The 20,376-nt window shown below is 61.7% G+C and carries 14 protein-coding genes; 10 read left to right on the plus strand and 4 right to left on the minus strand.

The window, feature by feature from the left end; translation table 11 throughout:
* Positions 1-54: 54 nt before the first annotated feature.
* The 4 genes from AAF555_05160 (at position 55) to AAF555_05175 (ending at position 7,446) form a co-directional block, all read left to right on the plus strand.
* A complete protein-coding gene (locus AAF555_05160) occupies positions 55-4,446 on the plus strand; it encodes a PAS domain S-box protein (GenBank protein ID MEM6910954.1) in 4,392 nt (1,463 codons plus the stop codon).
* Positions 4,447-4,509: 63 nt separating this feature from the next.
* The gene (locus AAF555_05165) at positions 4,510-5,301 is read left to right on the plus strand and encodes a glycosyltransferase family 2 protein (GenBank protein ID MEM6910955.1); all 792 of its coding nucleotides are present in this window, start codon (positions 4,510-4,512) and stop codon (positions 5,299-5,301) included.
* Positions 5,301-6,413, plus strand: a complete 1,113-nt coding sequence (locus AAF555_05170; GenBank protein MEM6910956.1) for a glycosyltransferase family 4 protein — start codon at positions 5,301-5,303, stop codon at positions 6,411-6,413. The genes AAF555_05165 and AAF555_05170 overlap by 1 nt, the downstream gene beginning before the upstream one ends.
* 49 nt (positions 6,414-6,462) lie before the next feature.
* Complete coding sequence (locus AAF555_05175) at positions 6,463-7,446, plus strand: hypothetical protein (protein ID MEM6910957.1); 984 nt, start codon at positions 6,463-6,465, stop codon at positions 7,444-7,446.
* A 35-nt stretch (positions 7,447-7,481) separates the two neighbouring features.
* Here AAF555_05175 and prfB read toward each other — a convergent pair whose 3' ends face one another.
* Positions 7,482-8,597: a peptide chain release factor 2 gene (gene prfB, locus AAF555_05180; protein ID MEM6910958.1), complete on the minus strand. Its 1,116-nt coding sequence runs from the start codon at positions 8,595-8,597 to the stop codon at positions 7,482-7,484.
* A gap of 126 nt (positions 8,598-8,723) precedes the next feature.
* Here prfB and recO point away from each other — a divergent pair, with 126 nt between their 5' ends.
* Positions 8,724-9,263, plus strand: a complete 540-nt coding sequence (gene recO, locus AAF555_05185) for a DNA repair protein RecO (protein ID MEM6910959.1) — start codon at positions 8,724-8,726, stop codon at positions 9,261-9,263.
* A gap of 39 nt (positions 9,264-9,302) precedes the next feature.
* A complete protein-coding gene (locus AAF555_05190; GenBank protein ID MEM6910960.1) occupies positions 9,303-10,181 on the plus strand; it encodes a tetratricopeptide repeat protein in 879 nt (292 codons plus the stop codon).
* Here the strand turns inward: AAF555_05190 and AAF555_05195 are convergent.
* On the minus strand, positions 10,178-10,921 hold the full coding sequence (locus AAF555_05195) for a DUF502 domain-containing protein (GenBank protein ID MEM6910961.1): 744 nt from the start codon (positions 10,919-10,921) through the stop codon (positions 10,178-10,180). The genes AAF555_05190 and AAF555_05195 overlap by 4 nt on opposite strands.
* Positions 10,918-11,859, minus strand: a complete 942-nt coding sequence (locus AAF555_05200) for a DUF368 domain-containing protein (GenBank protein ID MEM6910962.1) — start codon at positions 11,857-11,859, stop codon at positions 10,918-10,920. The genes AAF555_05195 and AAF555_05200 overlap by 4 nt, the downstream gene beginning before the upstream one ends.
* A 236-nt stretch (positions 11,860-12,095) precedes the next feature.
* On the opposite strand from AAF555_05200, the gene AAF555_05205 reads away from it, so the two are divergent.
* The 4 genes from AAF555_05205 to AAF555_05220 all read left to right on the plus strand — a co-directional run bounded on the left by AAF555_05205 (position 12,096) and on the right by AAF555_05220 (position 18,542).
* Positions 12,096-14,684 carry a protein kinase gene (locus tag AAF555_05205; GenBank protein MEM6910963.1) on the plus strand — a complete coding sequence of 863 codons (2,589 nt, stop codon included), beginning with the start codon at positions 12,096-12,098 and terminating at the stop codon, positions 14,682-14,684.
* Positions 14,685-14,689: 5 nt separating this feature from the next.
* A complete protein-coding gene (locus AAF555_05210; GenBank protein MEM6910964.1) occupies positions 14,690-15,217 on the plus strand; it encodes a hypothetical protein in 528 nt (175 codons plus the stop codon).
* 321 nt (positions 15,218-15,538) lie between these two features.
* On the plus strand, positions 15,539-16,525 hold the full coding sequence (locus AAF555_05215; protein ID MEM6910965.1) for a TAXI family TRAP transporter solute-binding subunit: 987 nt from the start codon (positions 15,539-15,541) through the stop codon (positions 16,523-16,525).
* Positions 16,526-16,562: 37 nt separating this feature from the next.
* A complete protein-coding gene (locus AAF555_05220; protein MEM6910966.1) occupies positions 16,563-18,542 on the plus strand; it encodes a TRAP transporter fused permease subunit in 1,980 nt (659 codons plus the stop codon).
* A 67-nt stretch (positions 18,543-18,609) separates the two neighbouring features.
* Here AAF555_05220 and AAF555_05225 read toward each other — a convergent pair whose 3' ends face one another.
* Positions 18,610-20,292 (minus strand): hypothetical protein, encoded by a 1,683-nt coding sequence (locus AAF555_05225; GenBank protein ID MEM6910967.1) that lies wholly within the window; start codon positions 20,290-20,292, stop codon positions 18,610-18,612.
* Positions 20,293-20,376: the final 84 nt, after the last annotated feature.

Raw genomic sequence — 20,376 nt, forward strand, 5'->3', positions numbered from 1 at the left:
AGGCCATTCCTCTGGAGTTTTCCGGAAGGCTCGGGTAGGTTGTAGGCCTCTGCCATGTCTGCATCGCCGGAAGAAGAAGCCCCCGTTCCTGAAGCGCCCGCGTGGCGCGCGCTGCTCTTGGAGCGCCCTGGCTCGGCCCGCGATGCCCTCCAAGCCGCTCTCCAAGAAGAGGGCTTTGCGACCCGGGTTTGTGAGACCGACTCCGAGGCTATGCAGTCCTTTGCGGAGGAGAGTTTAGTCGTATGCAATCTGAGCTTGGCCTCCGCCGGGGAACCCCATCAAATGGTGAATTGGTTTCGCACAAATGCAGCCGCTCCTCAGCTTTACCTCATTGCTTTGGTCGATGGGCCCGAAGCGGAAGCGCTCTGGTTGGATGCCGATACCTCGGCCAACGAGGTGGCGGTCAAGCCGCTCTCCGCTGCTTCCGTCAAGGCCCACGTAGTGGCGGCCGCCGCTTGGCTAACCCGACAACAAGAGCGCTTGGAGGAGGGCAAGTCGATGGCCTCGCCGCCGGCTCAGATCCGCCTGCACGGCGCTCTCCTGCGGGCGCGGGCTGCGGTCGGCTCTCCCGGTCGGCGGACGGGGGGCGCCCCCTCCGCCCCGTGGCCCCCGCCCCCGGCGGAGAGCCCACCCAAGGAGCTGCCTCCGCTCAAGGCCGGGGCCAAGCCGCTCTCCCCCAAGCCGCGTGACTTGCCACAAGACGAGTCTTCCCACGCCAGCAATGGCTCGGGGGACCGGGTAGCCGATATGTTGCGGACCGTGGTCGAGAATTCGCCCAGCGCGATGGCGCTGCTTGATCGCGACTTGGCCATCCTCGTTTCCAACGAGGCATGGAACGAGCTGTTTTCCATGAACCAAGTCGAGGTCCCGCAACCGCAGCTCGATGCGATCTTTCCCAGCATGGGAGAAGAGTGGAAGGCGATCTTTCAGCGCTGCCTGGATGGGGCGTCGGAGAGGGTCGAGGGAAGGCCCTTTGAGGTGTGGGAGAACGAAGAAATTTTTCTCCGCTGGGACATCCGGCCTTGGAAATCGAGAGAGGGGAAGCCGGGCGGTTTGATTGTGAATTGCGACCGGCCCAGCGAGCCTTCCGAGGAGGAGGAGAAGGGGGCCGAAGCGGGCTCTTCGTTCCTGAAAGTCCCGACCGAGGCGAAGTCGACCGCTTGGAGTGAAGCGCTTTTCACCCATCGACAGAGCGTGGCCGTTCTCTTGGGGCTGGATGGTCGCATTCTGCGAGCGAGCCAAGGGCTGGCGGCGCTGCTGGGAAGCGAGGTCGAGGAGCTGGAGGAAGAACCTTTTTGGAAGGCGCTCTCGGTGGTGGATGGGGTCTCGGCCGAGCAGCGCTTTCACTCGGCAGTGGAATCGCTGCGAGCGGGCGGGCTTTTCTCCTACCCGGTGGCCCAGCGCGAAGACTTGCAGGTCGGTCCGGATGAGCGCATCGGCCTGGAGTGGAGGAGTTTTCCGGTGGCGGAGGAAGCGGGGCAAGTAACGGCCGTCCTGCGCTTGGGGCAGGAGCTGAAATCCCGGGCGACCCCGATGCCTACGGCGAGCGCGGAGGAGAGTCGCGGGCTGGTCCTCGACAGTCTTCCGGGGCTCGTGGTGCAGACGGACGCGGACGGCGAAATTCTCCATGCCAACGCCCGCTTTCGCGACTTCGCTCCCGCTTCCCAAGGGCAGGGCGTTCGGATGGAGGACCTCCTGGATGAGGAGGAGGTGGATGACTTCCGCTTTGCCCTGCGCAAATCGCTGGCTCAGGAGCTGCCGCTTCACTGGAAGGGGCGCTTGCGGACTGGGGACGAGACTTGGGAGGACGTCGTGCTGGAGTCGGAAGCGCCGACCGGCAAGAAGGCCCGCCAGTTGGCCTTCACCATGATGATCCGTACGGCCGAGGGCACGGCGCTCGCTCTTCCGGGAGAGGCCAGCCTGCAACAGGCCGTCGAGCAGGCCAATCGCTTCCGCATGGACGCCGAGGAGCTGGCGGGCGCGCTCGAGGAGAACAACCTCATCTTGGCCGAGCAGCTCGAGCTCAAAAAAGCCCTCGAGGGCAAGGTGGCGCAGCTCAAGCGGCAGCTGCTGGAGAGCGAGCGCCCTCCCGCCCCTCTGGAAGAAGAGAGCGCGGTGGTGGCGGAGCTCGAGGCTTGGAAGCAGGAAGCCGAGGGACGTTTGCAGTCGCTGCGGGAAGAGTTGGAAGAAGCCCACCTTTTCCGAGAAGAGGCGGAGGATTTGACCGATTCGCTGGAGGCGGAGCGCAATGACCTGGCGCTTCGCGTGGAGGAGCTGGAAGCCCGGCCCCCGGCGGAAGCCCTTCATCAATTCGCCAACGCCATCGACGAAGCGGCCGAGAATCCGCTCCCTCCGGGACTGGAGGGCTTGCAGATCGCCGATCACATGCCCTTCGGCGTGGCGGTGCTCGATCACGAAGGGGCCATCTTGTATGCCAATCCCCAGCATCGTGGCATCTTGGGGCACGAACTGGAGATCGGTCGAGAGTTCGAGGAATGGCTGGTGGCCGCCTGTCCCAATCCTGAGGGCGAAACGGCTCTCTTGGAGCTCTGGCGGATTGACTGCTGGCGCAAACAAATCACGCGCGTCTTTTCCTTGGTCACGAGCGAGGGCTTGCTCAAGGAAATCGAAATCCGCCCTCGGCTCCATCACAGTGGGGCGCTTGTGCTGGTGATGACCGATGTCACGGAGTCCCGCCACAATGAGGAGGGGCTGCGGGCGAGCGAGGCCAAGTTCCGCGCCATCTTCAAGGACGCCGGCGTGGGCATCGCGCTGGTGGATGAGAACCAAGAAGTGCTCGATGCCAACCACGCGCTCACCCGGATGCTCGGCTTCGAACGACGCGATCTCTGCCACATGGGAATCGAGGATTGGGTCGCCGCCAGCGATCTCCCCAAGCTGCGGGCGCTTCGTGAAAATGGCATCAATGGTTCCAGCGAGACGGAACTGCGCTTGGTTCATCGGGATGGCTTTCCGGTCTGGACTCGCTCCAGCATGAGCTTGGTCTACGATGGGGAAGGGCAGCTGCAACTGCGCGCTTTCTTCTTCAATGACATCTCGGCCGCCAAGTCCGCCCAAGCCGATCTCCGCACCAGCCAGGAGCAAAATCTGGCGCTCTTGGAGGCCATTCCGGATTTGATTCTCTTGGTGAATCGGACCGGAAAAATCGAGGATTTGATCCTGCCGAATGAGTTCAGCCTCGATCTCGATGAAGGGGCGGTCGGCCAAAGTCTCGGGACCGTCCTGCCGGAAGCCGCCCCTCATTTGGAACACGTCGAAGCCAAACTGCTCGGCGAAAGTGGGTTCAACCACAGCTTCGAGTTTGAGCGGCAGCACTTCGACGGCACCCAGCTCTCCTACGATGGGCGGCTTTCCGCCTGTGGGCAGGACAGCTACGTCCTGGTGATCCGGGATATCACGGGGACCCGCCAATCCCTGGAAGCCATCCGGCGGCAGGCCCTGACTTTCGCCAACATCAGCGACGCCGTGGTGCTCACCAATCTCAAGGGCCGCATCATCGACCTCAATCCGTCCGCCGAGCGCTTCTTCGGTTACTCCCGGAAAGAAGTGCTCGGAAAGGGGCTCTACCGGCTCTACTCACCGGAGGCGCCGCGCGAGTTCAATCGCAAACTCTCCTCGGCCATGCACCAGCAGGGTTTCTTCGAAGGGCAGATTCCCTTCGCCCGCAAGGACGGTAAGGTCGGCCGGGGGGAGGTCCGTTTCGTGCCGTTGGAAGAGCCGGGCCAACCGGCCCGGGGACTTCTCGCGATCAATCGACTCACGCGGGCCGAAGTGGCTCCGGTCGAATCCTCCGGGAGCGTGGCCGGTGGAGAATCGAGTGGCCTGCTGCGCTCGGTCCATCACCGCGTGAAGAACAATCTCCAGATCATCGCGAGCCTGCTCAATCTGCAAATCGTCGGCATGGACAATCGCGAGGCCAAGGAAGCCCTCCGAGCCAGCCAGAACCGCGTCACCACCATCGCGTTCATCCATCAGCAACTTCACAAGGGGGAGGACTTGACCGAGGTTTCCTTGGCCAAATTCCTCGATCTCCTGGCCCCGCATCTTTTCCATGGCTACCACCGGGAGGACCTCCAGGTGAAGCTGGAAAAGCGGGTCGAGGATTCTTTCCGTGTCTCTATCGAGCAAGCCATCCCCTTGGCCCTCATTTTGAACGAACTGCTGACGAATGCGCTCCTGCACGCCTTTGCCAATCGGCCCACCGGGGAGATCGAAGTCGGGGCCCAGGTCGATCGGGGTCGGGAGCGAGGGGCGGTCGTTTGGGTGCGGGACAATGGAGCCGGCTTGCCGGCCAAGGTCGATCCCCAGCAGTCCCCGGGCCTCGGCCTGCAGATCGTGCAAACGCTTGGCCAACAACTCAGCGCCCAAGTCGAATGGGCTCGCTCCCATGGCACGGAGTGCCGCATCCGTTTTGAGCTGAGGTAGCCTCGGCTGCCGCGAGCGTGGATTTTGGCTGGCAGGAAATCGCCCTTAGGTCATTTTGCGCCCATGGCGGCCTCCAGTCCTTACCCTCTCTCGATTTCCATCGTGACCTGCGATCAGGCGGAGAGCCTAGAGCGCTGCCTGGCAAGCGCCGCCGAGCTGGCCAAGGAAATCGTGATCGTGGACTCCGGCTCCCGCGACCACAGTCGCGAGGTGGCGGAAAAGTACGGGGCCAAGTGGATCGAGCAGGAGTGGCTCGGCTACCGGGACCAAAAAAACTTCGCCCTCGACCACTGCGAAGAGCCTTGGGTCCTGGCGCTCGACACCGATGAAGAACTCTCCGCCCCTCTCAAAGAATCTCTCCGCAGCTTTTTTGACGACGATCTCGTCTACATCTACAGCGGGGCCGAGTTCAACCGGCGAGTCTGGTTCCTCGGCCGCTGGATTTACTATGGCGATTGGTATCCCGATCAAAAGCTGCGTCTTTTCCGGCGTGACCTGGCCCGGTGGGGGGGGAGCATCGAGCATGATCGGATCGACTTGCGGGAGGGCGAAACTCGCTTCCTCGAGGGCGACCTCAATCACTTCTCCTTCCCGGACATGGCCAGCTTTGTTTCCAAAATCAATACCTTCGGCCAGGCTTATCTGGAAAGGCAATTGGCGGCCGGGAAGCGATTTTCGCTGGTCGATGCCGTCTTTCGGCCTTGGTGGCGCTTCTTCCGCTGCTACATCCTGCGGAAAGGCTTTCTCGATGGCTTTGCCGGCTATTGGGTCGCCAAATCGATCGCTTACATGACCTTCGTCCGCCACAGCCGTCTGCGGGAGTATGAGACCCGGGAGGAGCGGCCGCGGGACTGATGCGGTTGGCCATTTTGCACCACCAGTTTGGGATCGGCGGCGGCTTGGAGCGCTACCTCGGTCATTTGGTGAAAGGGTTGGTGGCACGCGGTCACCGTTTGGACGTGATTGCGGGCCGGGTCGCCGGAGAGCGACCCGAGGGAGTGAGCTTTCATGAGTTGGGTCGGTTTCCTGTGAGCCGGACCTGGCGAATGATCGACTTTGTGAAACGAGCCGAGGCCAAGGCAGCCTCACTAGAAGTGGACTGGCGACTTGGCTTCGGACTCACGGGCGTGCAGGACATCCACCGGGCTGGGGGGGGATGCCACGCGGAGTATTCCGCTCTCTTGCCATGGTGGAAACGCTGGGCTCCGAAAAACTTGGTGGAACGCTCTCTCGAGAAGCGACGCTACACCGGCGGGGGCACGCGCCACTTCGCCGTCAATTCCTTCCAGGTGGCCGAGCAGCTTTCCCGGCGTTACGACGTGGATCCCGAGCGCTTCACCGTCCTCCACACGGCCGTGGATTCCGATCTCTATCACCCCGCCACCGGGGGAGCCCAGCGCGCGCAATTTTGTCAGGACCAGGGAATCGAACCCTCTCGACCGCTCTTCCTTTTCGCTTCTTTCGATCACAAGCGAAAAGGATTGGGCGCCCTTTTGGAAGCTTGGCCCGGGTTGAGCGGCACCCTTTGTGTGGCCGGAGAGTGGCCGGATGGCTTTTGGCTTCGCCAAGTCCAACGCTATGGATTGCAGGAGCGGATTCGATGGCTCGGCCCCGACTTGGTCCTAGCGGAGGTTTTGCAGAGCGTGGACGCCTTCGTGCACCCCACCCGCTATGACGCTTGCGCCAATACCGCCCTCCAGGCCATGGCAAGCGGCTTGCCCTGCCTCCTCTCGGCTCGAGATGGGGTGCAGGATCAGGTGCGAGACCGGGAAAATGCCTTCCGACTGGAAGACCCCGAGGATCCCGCCCAACTGCACGCGCTTCTTCTGGAAATGGAGCAAAGCCCGCGAGAGCGCCTGGAAGCGCTGGGGCGGGCGGCCCGGGAGACGGTCGTCCCTTTGACCGCGGCGCGTCACTTGGACGCTTGGGAGTCCCTCTTTGAGAGGCTGGCGTCTGGCCGGGCTTGACGCTGCGGCGCATTCCCTGCTAGGAAAACCTGGCTCTTCCTTGACTCTCATGACTGCCACCTCCGCCCAGCGCCTCTTGATCGGGCTCCTGACCGTCTCGGTCACGACGAGTCTGGTCTGGGCCCTTCTGGAGAGCGATTTTCTCCGCCCGGCCGTCGAGCCCACCCCAGTCAGGGAGGAGGTTCCCTCGATCGCCCACTTGCCAGAAATCCCGGCCCCTGCGCCCCCTGAGATAGTGGAAAGGGAGGAGGGCTCCTCGGAGCTGCCGGCGGATCTGAGCTGGTATGAGGTGCTCGAAATCGTTTGGAGTGGGCTACAGGCGGAAGGGGTTTTGGAATCGCTCGACCAAGAGCAGTTCACCCGGCTGGCGGATGCCTTTGATACCATGAACGAGCGGGGCCCGGTCCTCAGCCCGCCGGCCGCACCGCAAGCCAGGCCAGCCCCTCCCTCCGCGGCCGTCATGAAACGAGAGGCCGCCTCCCTCACGGACTCTTTGGAAGCGGTTGATTCGGCGCTCGATCAACTGATCGAAGGCAGCATCGCCTTCGATCTGCCCTCCATCATGAAGAAGGGGAAAGCGACCCGCATCCAACTCCTGCTCGATCCGAGAAAAACCCAAGAGGAGCTGGCCGCCATAGCCCAAGAAAATGGCTTGGTCGAAAGCGAGCGCATCCTGCTCTCGGACATCATGCTGGCCCGCCTCCAGGGAAATGGCCTCTCCATCTTGGCGCTCTCCAGCGAGCAGCAGGCCGTTTCTTTGGCGGGGCCGACCACCTGGCAGTGGGACGTGACCCCCCAGGCAAGCGGGAAGCAGACCCTGTTTCTCTCTTTGGACGCGCTTCTCTTCGTGGATGGGGAGCGCCAGGCGCGCACCTTGCGAACCTTTGAGCGGGAGATTGAGGTCGAAGTGGCTTGGGGCGAGGACTTGCTCCAAACGCTGCAAGTTCACTGGCAGTGGATGACCGGCAGCGTGTTGATTCCGCTCGGCAGCTTGATCGCTGGAAGACGATTAGGCGGGAGGGGGACGGCATGATCGGCGGTTCGGCGGGCCGCTTGAGATGACTTGGTTCAAGCGGCTGCGTCGGCGCGCAGCTTGGCTTCGATGAAGCCATCGAGCGCGCCGTCCATGACCTCGGTGATGTTTCCGGTTTCATGGTTGGTCCGGTGGTCTTTCACCATTTGGTAGGGCTGAAAGACGTAGGAGCGGATTTGGCTGCCCCAGGCGATTTCTCCCTTTTCTCCGTATTGCTGCTCAGCGGCCGACTTCTTCTTGTCCTCCTCAATCTGGTAGAGTTTGGCTTTGAGCATTTGGAGGGCGAGTTCGCGGTTGCGACCTTGAGAGCGCTCCCGTTGGCAGGCCACGACCACGCCGGTCGGCTCATGCGTCATGCGGACCGCGGTTTCCACTTTGTTGACGTTCTGGCCGCCCTTTCCGCCCGAGCGAAAGGTGTCCACTTTGATGTCGGCTGGGTTGACGTCGATGTTGATGTCGTCATCGATTTCCGGGGAGACATCCACGCTGGCAAAGGAAGTGTGACGGCGGGACTGGGAGTCGAAAGGAGAGATGCGGACCAGTCGATGGACCCCGCGCTCGGCGTGGAGGTAGCCATAAGCGTTTTCGCCTTTGACCAAGATGGTGGCCCCGCGGATGCCGGCTTCTTCCCCTTCGGAGTAGTCGACCATTTCCGTCTCGAAGCCACGACGCTCCGACCAGCGCTGGAACATGCGCAGCAGCATGCTGGCCCAGTCGCACGACTCGGTCCCGCCGGCTCCGGCGCTCACGGTGAGGTAGGCGTTGTTGCGGTCGAAGTCCCCACTCATGAGTTGGAGGAGTTCGAAGGCATCGAGAGCTTGGCCGGCGGCTTCGAATTCGGTCGCCACTTCTTCGGCCATCTCCTCGGAGCCATCTTCTTGGGCCAGTTCCAGAAGGGCGTCGAGGTCGTGGATGCGGGCGTCCAGTTCCAAGAGGGGATGCAGGCGGGCTTTCAGTCGATTGGCCTCGGCCATTTTGCCCTGGGCTTGGTCGGAATCGTCCCAAAAGTCAGGCGCAGTCATCTCCTTTTCCAGGGCCTCGATCTGCGAGGAGAGGGAAGCGACGTCCAGGTATTTCCGCAGTTCTCCCAAGCGGGCCAGGAGCGGGCCGGTATCAAAAGAGTTGAGGTCGAGGGCGACGTTGCGGTCCATGGGAGAGTTTCCGTTTTCCCATTTTCAGTTTCAAGTGCTCGTTTTGCCAATCTCTCGAAGAGGGCCGTCCAAGCCAGGCAGCTCGCGCTTGAAACTTGGCTCGGGAAATCGGAAACTGAGCCTCCCTTGGATTCGCCCGCCTTGGTCCTTCATCGCTATCCCTACTCAGAGACGAGTTGGATCGTGCATTGGTGGACGGAGGCCGAAGGGCGGGTCAAAACGGTGGCCAAGGGAGCGCGGCGTCCCAAAAGTGCCTTGGCTGGTCGGCTGGATTTGTTCTTCACCGCCCGCATCTCGTGGGTTCCCAGCCGAAAGAGCGATCTCCACGTCCTGCGCGAGGCCGATCTCGAGAACCCTCGGCTCCACATTCGAGAACGCTATTGGAATACCATGGCAGCCGCCTACTTCACCGCTTGGCTGGATCGGGTGGAAGGCATGGAAATGGGCGAGGCGGCCGAGCTGTATTCGCTTCTAACGCGGGCCTTGGATTTTTTGAACGACCAGCCGGTCACCCTCAAGGCGGTCCTGCACTTCGAGCGGAAACTGGCTGAGACCCTGGGGATTCTCCAGCCAGGGCGACCGCCGGAAGAAAGTCTCCGCGAGCTTTTTGGGTTGATTCCTTCGCAACGCCTTTCCATAGTCGCGGCCCTAACCAGCAGCGGCTAAACGCTGTTCGTGTGCTTCCCCTCTTCCCTCCCCCTTATCATGACCTCCTTGGGATCGATTTCGGATCGGATTCGCGAGCCCGAAATCCTCAGTCTCTTCGAGAACGGCCACCGTCAGCAAGCGGCTGAAGCGGTCGAAAATCGTATCGAAGAAGCGCGGGCCAGCGGAGGTCCCGCCCTCTTCCAAGCCCTGGAATTGCGAGGCGATCTGGCTTTCTGCATGGCGGACCCGGTCAAAGCGACGCAGGCTTACGAGGAAGCGCTCGGGGTTCTCCCGGCCAACTCCAGCCGTCTGGAACCCTCTCTGCGGGCCCGTGTCTTGGGCAATTTGGCGGATCTGTATGATCGCCTGGGGCGGGAAGCGGAGGCCAGCGAGCACTTTGAAAGAGCGGTCGAGCTCTATTTGAAGGTGACCCCGCATCCAATCGAAATCCTGGCCACCCTCAAAAACAATCTGGGGCTTCTTTACAAGAACAGCGGGAACTTTGACCAAAGCGAGACCTGTTACATTGAAGCAGCCAACTACTTCGATTCCCTCCATGGTGAGAATTCGGAGGAGGTGGCGGATGTCCTCAACAACTTGGGAGGCCTCTACGCCATGGCGGGTTTCGACGAGCAAGCGCAGTCGACCTACGAACGGGCCCTGCGAGTCCGCCAGGTGCTCCACGCCGGCGGTCACACCGATGTGGGACAAACTCAGGGCAACCTAGCGGTCTTCCATGCCAACCTCGGGCAGGAGGAGCAGGCCCAAACCTATTTTGTGAACGCGCTCAAAACGCTCAAAAAGCACCCGGGCGATGGCGAGGAGCTGGAAATCGTGGTGGGAAATTACCAGGCCTGGCTGGAATCGCTCGGCCGGGACCCCCAGGCGGACGCCGCCCTCGCCAAAGCGCGCAAAGCCTTGGCCGCTCTCGGCTAGCGGGGCTCTTCTGGGGTGGCCGGGCGGGTGGTTTGGGCGATGGCTTCGTCGACCGGGAGTTGCGTGAAGCGACTGGGAGAGACGATCCCCGCCGAGAGAATGAGCTTGGTGGCTTCCTCCACCTTCATGTTGCAGGGAATGACGTGGTCATTGTCCATGATGAGGGTGAAGCCGGTCAGCGGATTGGGAGAGGTGGGCAAAAAGGCGGCCGTGACATTTTTCCCGAGGTCGGGGTCATAGTATTGATTGGTGACAAAGCCGATCAAGCGGCAGCCCGGCGCGGGGTATTCCACATAGACCACGCCCTTGAACTGGCGCTCCTTGGACCCCATGCCTCGGATGGCGTCGATGACTTGTTTGATGGTGTTGTAGACCCAATTCAGCCCCGGCATCCGCTGGAGGAAGTGACCAAAGAATTCCACGATCCGTTGCCCGATCTGCCGGGACAGCAGGAAGCCGAGCAAGCCGAAGAGGACGAGCGGCAGGGTCAGATTGAGCAGCCAACTCCAGAAAGGCCCTAAGACTTCCTGCGGGGACCACTGGGTGCCAAAGGCGCTCCCGAAAAAACGAAAGGCAAACTCGACGATCGAATTCCCGAACCGGAGAAGCTGCTGATAGAGCACGATCAGCAGCCAGACGGTCAGGACCGTAGGCAGGGCAAAGCCAATCCCCGCCAGGAGACGCTGGCGAATGATTTTGAAAGAAAGGGGCTCTTTTTCGGCCGGCTCGCTCGGGCTCATGATGTTTCTCGCTGGCCTTGGTTACGCGTTCCGAACCATTCCATGGCAAAGACCATCCCAAAGCCCAGGACCAGCCACCCCAGGGCCATCCAGGTCGAAGCCTCAGCCAGGGAAGGCAGGAGCCAGTCGTAACCGGCCACCTTGGGCTGGCCATCTTTCAGAAGCAGCTCGCCTGCCTCGTTCAAGAGATAGACCTCGTTTTTCCAGGGCCAGATTACCAGGAGCGAGCCCGCGACGAAGCCGGTCAAGAGGCCGATGGCGGTGTCGTGGTGCTTAGCGAAGACCCAATCGAGCAAGCGCGCCAAGACCAGGAGACCCAGCATCGCGCCCAGACCCACGGGCAGGAGGATCCCGAAGTCCAAGTCCGAGACGGCCTCCAACATAATCAGTTGGTAGTTGCCCAGAAGGACCAAGACATAGGATCCAGAGATTCCCGGGATGATCATGCTGGAGACGGCCGCCACCCCACAGATCACGAGATACCAGAGCGCGGCGTTTTCTTCGGCCGGCTTCATGAGCGCAATGGCCAGGGCCAAACCGGTTCCGACAAGAAGAGAGGTGAGGCTGCCAAAGGACCATTTTTTGACCAGGCGTCCCACGAAGAGGATGGAGGCCAAGATGAGGCCAAAAAAGAAGGCCCAGAGCATGGTGGGGTAGTTCTCGAAGAGGTATTTCAGGATCTTGGCGAGCGAGAGGATGCTCACGAGCACACCCAAGCCCAGCGGCAGGAGAAAGCTGAAGTGGATGTGGGCGAGAAAGTCGCGGATTTTGAAAGTCAGCAGGAGCTGGATGCCCTCGCGATCGAAGGATTTGAGGGAGCGGATGAGGGTCTCGTAGATCCCGGTGAGAAAGGCCACCGTGCCGCCTGAGACCCCGGGAATGACATTGGCCGCTCCCATGGCCGCGCCCTTGAGAAAGAGGGGAATTGCTTGCTTCATCCGACGCCTGAGCATGGGAGCCGCTCCCAGGAATGCAAAGCCTAATTAGCGCCCTCGATTTCCCGATTCGACCCAATTCGAAAAAGGGAGAGCGCCTTCGGGGGTGGGCTCTCCGCGAATCTCCCTGCTTAGAAAGCGCAAAGCACCCTCCGAACGACGCTCTCATCGAGGCGCTTGCCCTTTGTGAGCCTTTCCCTTAGGCTTTGGCCCCCGGGGAGGCTGGATCCCCTCTGCCAATGAACACCGTCGAAATCGAAGGCTACGAAACCCTGGAGCTGATTGGGGAAGGGGTTTGCGGCTATGTCTACCGGGTTCGTTATGAGGGGCAGAGCAATCGTGCGCTCAAGGTTTTCAAGGCCATGGCGGTCAACCGCACCTTAGTGGAGGCCAGCCTCCAGAGGCTCTTCAGTCTCCCCCCGCATCCGGGGATCATTTCGCTGCATGAGTTCGACTTTCGGAGCCGTCCCTCCTACTACGTCACGGCCTTTCTGGCAGAGGAAGAAAGCACTGGCCCGGGGACGAAACGCTTTCTGCCTCAGACCCTTTCCCGGGTGGTGGAGACGCTCGACTACCAAGGCTCGACCCAGCTCATCCGCCAAATCGCCGAGGCGCTCGCCTTTCTCCACAAGCACGGCATCGCCCACTGCAATCTCAAGCCGGGCAATATTTTCCTGACTGAAAAAGGAAAGCAGGTGCAGCTGACCGACTTCGGGCAGGGCTTTGTCTCCGGGATTTATCATCTGGATCCCACGACCTCCCTCCTCTACGCCAGTCCGGAACAATTGACCCATCCCGAGGGCGCGGAGGAAGGGGTGGCTTACGGCTGGGACGTGTTTGCCTTTGGGGTGATTGCCTATCGCCTCCTCAACAAGCGCTTCCCCCGCGCCAACAGCGCGGCCGAGGCCATCCAACGCGCTCGCGAAGCGGGCGAGCCGCTCCCGGAAATTTCTCCCGGCGAACTGGCCGAGAAGTTCCGAGACGAGCCAGTCGTCACTTGGGACAAACCAGCTAAGACGGACGCCGAGAGGCAACTTCGGGAAGTGATCGAAGTTTGCCTCAGTTTGGACGCACAGAGCCGGTATGTGGATATGCGGGAGGTGCTCATCGAGCTGGATCGGATTGATCGCGAGCGCAATGAGCAGCGGGAGCGGGATCGGCTGGCGCGTGAGAAAAAGAAAGCCCAGCGCGTCCTGTTTTTGACGCGCGGGGGAGCCCTTTTGCTGGCCTTGCTTTTGATCGCGGTGGCGGTCACGGCGACGGTTTACCAAGTGCGCTATCGCCAGGAGCTGGAACGCAATGCGCGCATCGATGAGATCCATGCCGAAGAAATCGAAGCTAAGGAAAACGAGGTCCAAGCCCGGGAGGCCGAGTCCCTCCGCGAGGTGAGAGACGCCAAGGCGGTGCGGGACATCGCCCGGAGTGCCGAGAACCGGGCCTTGGTCAACTTGCAGCGGGCGCAGGAGGCCACCGATCGGCTCTTCCAAGTGGTGCGGGACCGGCGCCCTGTCTCCCACCCCGGCTTCCAAGCCTACGAGGACGAGGCCGAGTGGGCCCTCGCCTTCTATGATTCTTTCTTAGAGGAGTTGGAAGGCAATAGCCTGCTGCGGTTGGAGCGGGCCCGAGCCCTCCAGAATCGCGCGGATCTGCTCCTGGATCTAGATCGGGATGACGCGGCGCTCGATGGCTACAAAGAGGCCTGTGTGGCCTGGATCGCCCTGCGCGAGGGACCAGATGACATCGATCCCACCGAAGCCACCATGCGCTTGGCGGAATCCTCGCTCGAGTTGAGTCGACTGCAATTCCGCATCGGCAGCCTGGAACTGGCCAAGGACGCGGTCCGCCGGACCATCGACCTCATGAAGACCGAAAGCGAGGCCAACCCCATCGACGTCAGCCCCCTGCGCTTGTTGGCGGCTGGCTTGGTGCAAGAGGGCGTTCTCGCTCGCAAGGAAGAAGACATCGAAGGGGCCATGGCGCGTCACCAAGCGGCGGTCGAGATCTACCGTCGCCTGGCCCGCAGTGAGGGCCGAGAAGGGGAATTCCGTTCCCGCCTGGCCCGTTCCTACGTCAATATGGGCCAGATGCTGCAAGAGCAGGACGATCTGGAAGAAGCCCAGCGCCTCCACCACTTGGCTCTCTCCGAGCTGATGACGGTCTATGAGAAATTTCCGCAATACCAACTGCCGCGCTACGAGTTGGCCTGCGCCTTGGAAGAGTTGGGTGCCATCGAAAATCAAATTGGCGCTCCCGACGCCGCGCGGGACTTCTTCGAACGGGCGGTGGAAATCCTCGAGGGCCTGGTGGAGGAGAATGATCGCCCCGAGGAATACCGCTATCACCTGGCGCTCAATTTGGCCAACGAGAGCCAATTCCTGCGAGACGAAGGCCAAACTGAATCGGCCATGGACCGGCTGGAACGGGCCATCGAGTTTCTCCAAGGACTCGTGGAAGAGAAGCCCGAGCTGACCTACTACCGCTACCAACTGGCCCTCAAGGAATACCAGATGGCGGAGCTTTTGGTGGATGAGCAGGAGTATGGCAGCAGCACCGCCCTGGCCGAAAAGGCGGTCGCCAAATTGGAAGAGCTGTTGCGCTCCGAGCGCTTGGAAGCGAGCCAGCAGAAGCAGATTCAGCTCAGCATCGCTTTTCTCTATGGCGATCTCGGCCATGTCCTGGAAGAGCAGGAAAACCGGCAGGAGGCGGCGCTTTACTTTGGCAAAGCGGTCGACCAGTGGAAGGTCCTGGCGGAGCGACACAGCGGCGACTTGCTCATCGAAGACGGGCTCGCCTGGAGTGAAGAACGTTTGCAGCAACTCGAATTCTAGCGGCCATGACCGGGATACGAACGAGTCTTCTGGCGCTCGGTGGTCTCATCGGGCTCAGCAGCTGTGCGCTGGTCCCCGGGAGCACCCGGGTTCCGCCAGAGGAGCAGATCGTTGGCCGCCACCACTTCTACCACGAGCCGCGCCAGCCTGACCTCCGGGGGAGCTACCTCTGGGGCGTGGCCAAAGCCAACCCCAACTGGTGGTGGAAAAATAGCGACACCCCCTTGGCCGAGTGGTGGCGGCCCGAAGAGCCGGACCAAGGCAAGCGCCAGCGCAGTTGGTATCGCCGCAATCCTCTCCACAACTTCACCCACTACATCGTGGGGGTGAGCGATCGTCCTTTTGTTCGCCGCGGCATCGAAGCGGCCCACATTTGGAACCAGGAGAGAGGACTCAATCTGGCCGTCCTTTCGGCTGGGCCCCTCCTTCACCTTCCGTTTGTCAGCTACCAAGGCCGTTTGCTGGAGTGCTACCTCGGCTGGAGAGAGTCTGGGAACTTCGGGGCCGCCCTCCGGACCGCCGAAGCGGACTGATACCAACCTCCAGAATTCACTGGAAGAATGGAGGGAAGGTGATGTGGGGAAGAGGCGCTGAAGCGCGGGGAAGGGAGAGCCGGAGTCTTTCGAGCCAGCCCTGCGTTGCTCCTCGGTTACGGTGCCTGCATCGCGCCCTCGTCGCGCCTTGGTCTGGCCCGAAATCCACTCGGCCATTCTAGCAGTGAATTCTGCAGCTTGGTATGAGCCCCAGAGGAGTGGCCCAGGCACCCCGCCGGGGACATTCTCAAGCCGCATCTTGATTTTCAGGGGAGGGATTGGAAGCTCGCATCCATCCCACTTCCATCTAGACTCTTCTCCATGACTTACCGAAACCTCCTCTCGCTCTCTTTTTTGCTCCTGGCGGGCGCTTCTCTCAGCAGTTGTTCCCCTTCCGGCGAATCGGGTGAAGGCGGAGGAAAACGATTCCTCAGCGTGGGCACGGCCCCTCCCGGCGGCGCCTTTTTCGTGGTGGGGGGAGCGATCGCGGAAACTTTGGGAACGCACGCTGGCGAAGGCCAGTGGACCATCACGGCGGAGTCCACCATGGGAACCCAGGAGAACATTCGCCGACTGGCGGCCGGGGAACTCGACCTCGCCATGGCCAATGCCGCCATCTCCTACTTTGCCTCTCGGGGAGGGCAGGACTGGGGCCAGGCGCAGCCCATTCAAAGCGTGATGACCCTTGCTCCCAACGTGGCCTTCTTCATCACTCCAACCAGTTCCCAAGTAAAATCGATGGCCGACCTCCGGGGCAAGCGGGTGGTGATCGGCCCTCCCGGGGCCGGCTTCGAGCACTTCGTGGAACCCATTTTGGAAGCGCATGGCCTGAAATTGTCGGAGCTGACGCCCCTTTATGGCACCCAGGCCGCCGCCGTCGACATGCTTTCGGATGGCTCGGCCGCGGCTGCCTTCCTGGGCGGAGCGATCCCGACCGCCTCCATCACGCAAGCCTCCGCTTCGGGCGAGATCTTGTTCGTGCCCTTTGAGGAGAGCGCCCGCCAAAAGCTGATTGAGGAATACGCTTTCTTTCATCCGGCGGTCGTGAAGGCAGGGACCTACCGGGGACAGGAAGTCGATTTTCCCTGTCTCAACGTCGGTTCAATGCACCTGATTACGGGAGCGGCCATGGAGGAAGAAACGATCTACCAATTGACGAAGGCGCTCTACGACCACCGCGCGGAGGTGGTGGCCAAGCACCCGGCAGGCAAAGCCATCAACCCGAAAAACGCAGCCCGGCCGGTCGGGACCGCCTTTCATCCGGGAGCCATTCGATTCTACCAGGAGATCGGGATCTGGGCGGAGTGAAGCATCCTCTTCTTTCCTCGGGGAAGCGGCCTAGCTGATGAAATTTCTCAACTCCCTCATCGCGGGGCTCCTGATCGTCTTCACGATCTCGGAGGTCAACTACCCCTTCTTCCAGCCGCAGTCGAGCCTGGCCGTCTTCGCCATGGCCGGCCTGGTGCTCTGCTTCCTGAATTTCCCTTTTCTTCAAAAATGGAAAGACCAGAAGTGGTCCCAGATCCTGGATGGCGTCTTGGCCCTCTTGGCGGTGTTCTCCTGCGGCTACCTCATTGTGCAAACCGAGCCGCTTTTTTCGGGGATGTGGTCAGAGGGGCAGCCGCTGGGAAATCGCCCCGGGCAGGAGACGGGGTTCGACATGGCCATCGCGCTCGTGTTGTTCGTGCTGGTTTTGGAATCCGCGCGGCGCTGCATGGGCTGGGCCTTGCCTACACTGGCCATCCTCTTCGCCGTCTACGCGCTCACGGGTCCGAACTTGCCGGACTGGTTGATCCCCCATCGCGGGTATGACCTGGAGCGAGTGGTCTCCCAAACCGTCCTCCACGGCCAGGGGGTCTTCGGCGTGGCCTTGGGGGTCATGTTTCGCTACGTTTTCCTCTTTGTGGTCTTCGGGGCCTTTCTGAGCGCCACGGGAGCGACGGGGTTCATCATCGAGTTCGCTCGTCGCGTCTTCCGCCACAGCACGGGCGCGCCCGCCAAAGTGGCGGTCGTGAGCAGTGGCTTCATGGGCTCGCTCTCGGGAAGCGCGGTCGCCAACGTCGTCACGACTGGCACCTTCACCATCCCGATGATGCGGGCAGCTCGCTTTCGGCGAGAGATTGCGGGCGGGATCGAAGCGGCTTCCAGCTCGGGTGGGGCCCTGGTGCCCCCGGTCATGGGGGCGGCCGCCTATCTCATGTTGGAGATTGTGCAACCGGCCGTGACTTACTTGCAGGTCATCCAGTCGGCCCTCATCCCGGCCATTCTCTACTACCTCTCCATTTTTCTCTTCGTCCACTTTCTCTCGCTCCGGATCGCTTCGGAGCCTCTGGCCTCGGGAGAAGAAGAGGACGAGGAGGCGTCCTCGGCGGCGGCCGTTTCGGAGGAAGCCGAAAAGCTGGAGCCTTACAAAGGAGTCTTGTTTCTCGGGTCGCTCGCCAGTTTGATTGGGTTTCTTCTGCTAGGGGTGACTCCTTTTCGAGCGGTCACCCTGGCCCTGGCCGTCCTGCTGGCCTTGAGTTTCTTCCGTCCGGAAACCCGTCTCAATGCGGCCAAATTGGTGGAAGCCATTCGAGGGGCGGGGCGGGATGTGGTTCCCCTGATCTGTGCCGCGGCCTGCGTCGGGATCATCATTGGGGTGGTCACGCTGACCGGCGTGGGAACCCGCTTCCCCGCCCTGATTTTGCCTTTGGCGGAGGACAATTTACTGGGAGCGCTCTTCCTCATTATGGCGGGGTCCCTCATCTTGGGGATGGGCCTGCCCTCGGTCGTTTGCTACCTGCTGATGGCCACCCTCATCGGACCGGTTCTTGGGAAGCTGGAGGTGGTGCCGCTGGCGGCCCATTTCTTCATCTTTTACTTTGGGATGATGAGCATGGTGACGCCCCCGGTGGCCCTGGCGGCCTACGCAGCCAGCTCCGTGGCGGGGTCCAAGATTCTCCCCACCAGCATGGCGGCCTTCCGGGTGGCCTTGGTCGGCTTCACCCTGCCGTTCATGTTTGTTTTTCGCCCCGAACTCTTGCTGCTGGCTCCCGAGGGGGAATCGCTCTCGATCGTGGCAGTGGTCTACGCCACCACCATCGGTGTCCTGGGGATTCTGGCCTTCGCGGCCGGGCTTTCCGGGTATTTTCTGAGTCGACTCCAGGCCGGATGGCGGGCGGCTCTTTTCCTAGCGGCCGCCCTCATGCTCTACCCAGGGAAAGCCATTCTCTTCCCGCGCGATTGGTGGCTGACGTGGCATGACTTGGCCGGCGTGGGCTTGCTGGCGCTGGTAGCGCTGCTCACTCGCAAGCGGAAAGACCAGACCGCGAAGATCGACCGGTAGCTTTCAGGTTTCGGCTGGCAAGCAGGCGGCGGTTCTCCCTTTGGATCTGGCCCATTGGATCTGGCAGCTAGGCTTTGGGGGGGGCAGGGGTCTGGTGTTCAGGGGGCAGGGGGGTGGCGTGGTGAAGGGTGAGCTGGGTGAAGGGGATGATCCAGCCTTGCTGGTTGCACACTTCGGTGCAGAGGCGAGCGAGGGCGCGCTCCAGTCGGCGATAGCGATCGGCCACTTTGCCCGAGAAGTCCGCCAGCACGATGTAATCGAGGGAGGAGGCTCCCGCTGCTTTGAATTCCACTTGCAAGTTGAGCAGGTGATCGGCCCCGACGGCGGCCTGCAGTTGGCTTTCCAAGTGGCTTTGGAAGAGGGGCGCCACTCGGTCGGTCGCAATGCGCTGATGCTGGTAGTCGATCCCAAAGGTGGTGCTGAGGCGGAAATTGTGACTGAGGTTCTCGGGGGTCATTTCGAGAAAGGTTCCCGTGGGAATGGTGATGCGGGAGCCACCCAGTTTCACGAGATGGACGAACTCGGGCGTTTGTTGGACGATTTTTCCATAGAGGCCATTCTGGAGGACGACCCAGTCGTTTTCCCCGGTCGGAAACCAGGCTTCGTTTTCGGCGATCGGGCGAGAGTGGAGGTCCAGGACGGTGCCGACGGGCAGCCGCATGAGGCCTCCTTCCAAGGCCGGATTGACGAAGGTGGAGTAGAAATTGAGTTTGCGGACCTGCCAGGGAACCCCTTCGTAGACGAGTCGCTCGCCCTCGCGGACCGGCCCGAGATTGAGAATGAGGCGGAGTTGGTCGAAGAAGCGGGGCAGGGTGTGCTTGAGGGCCCAGGCCAGCCCCAGGAGAAAGAGAATGACGAGCGAGAGCAGCAGCCAGTCCCCGGCGGCATAGAAGGTGATGACGGCCGCCAGGACGGAAAGGACGCTGATGCCGAGGTTGTAAGAGAGGTCGAAGACCCGGGTGTAGAAGTTGCGCCGCCCCCGGCGATGGAGCGGACTGAAGCGAAGGACCACCTTGCGGTAGAGGACCTTCATTCCCCAAATGAGAAGGACAATGGCCAGGAGAGCGAAGAGGACATTTTGCCCCCGGGTGCGGAAGAAATGGTCCATGACCTCGGAGCTGGTCTCCCAGAAGGAGCGGCGATTGGCCTGGTATTCCGCTAGCTCCACTTCCTTGGCCTGGAGGCGGGCGTCTAGCTCGCGCACCCGGCTCTGCCAGAGGCCGAGCAGCTCTTGCAAGACGGGCTGGAGATCGGCTTCCGGGGTTTGGGCCACCGTTTGCTGGAGATTGGAGACCGCGGTCTGGGCCAACTGCAAGCGGCCCTTGAGCTTGCGGATCTCGGAGCGGACGGCTTCGGCCTCGCGCGCTTCGGAGGAGGCGGCCCGCACTTCCGAGAGAAAGGGCTTGAGGAGTTCTTCGGCTTCTTTGGCGAGCGAAAAGGGGATTTCCGAGCTGGCCTCCCATTGCTCCGAATCGATGCCGGTGGCGACGTTTTGGAAGGTTTGTTCCTGAAGGGCCCGGCGGGCCCGCAGTTCTCCGATTTCTCGGGTCAGCTCTTCGATGAGGTCCGGAGAGGATTCCGCTTGCAGTTCCGCTCGCTTCTCGGTCAGTTCCGCCTCCAGCTTGGCAATCGATTGGTAGAGAGACTGGAGGGAGCCGATTTGTTCAGAGCCGGGACCGCTCTGGGCGAGCGCGCTCGCAGGGAGCCCTCCCAGAGCAAGCAGGACGAGGAGAAGTCGAACCAAGGGCATGGGATAGTGGAGATGGGTTCCTTCTGCTGGACAAGGGGGGGTTGTTTTCAGTTTTCAGTTTTCAGTTTTCAGTTTTCAGTTTTC

The organism is Verrucomicrobiota bacterium (genome assembly GCA_039027815.1).
Lineage (GTDB): Bacteria > Verrucomicrobiota > Verrucomicrobiia > Verrucomicrobiales > JBCCJK01 > JBCCJK01.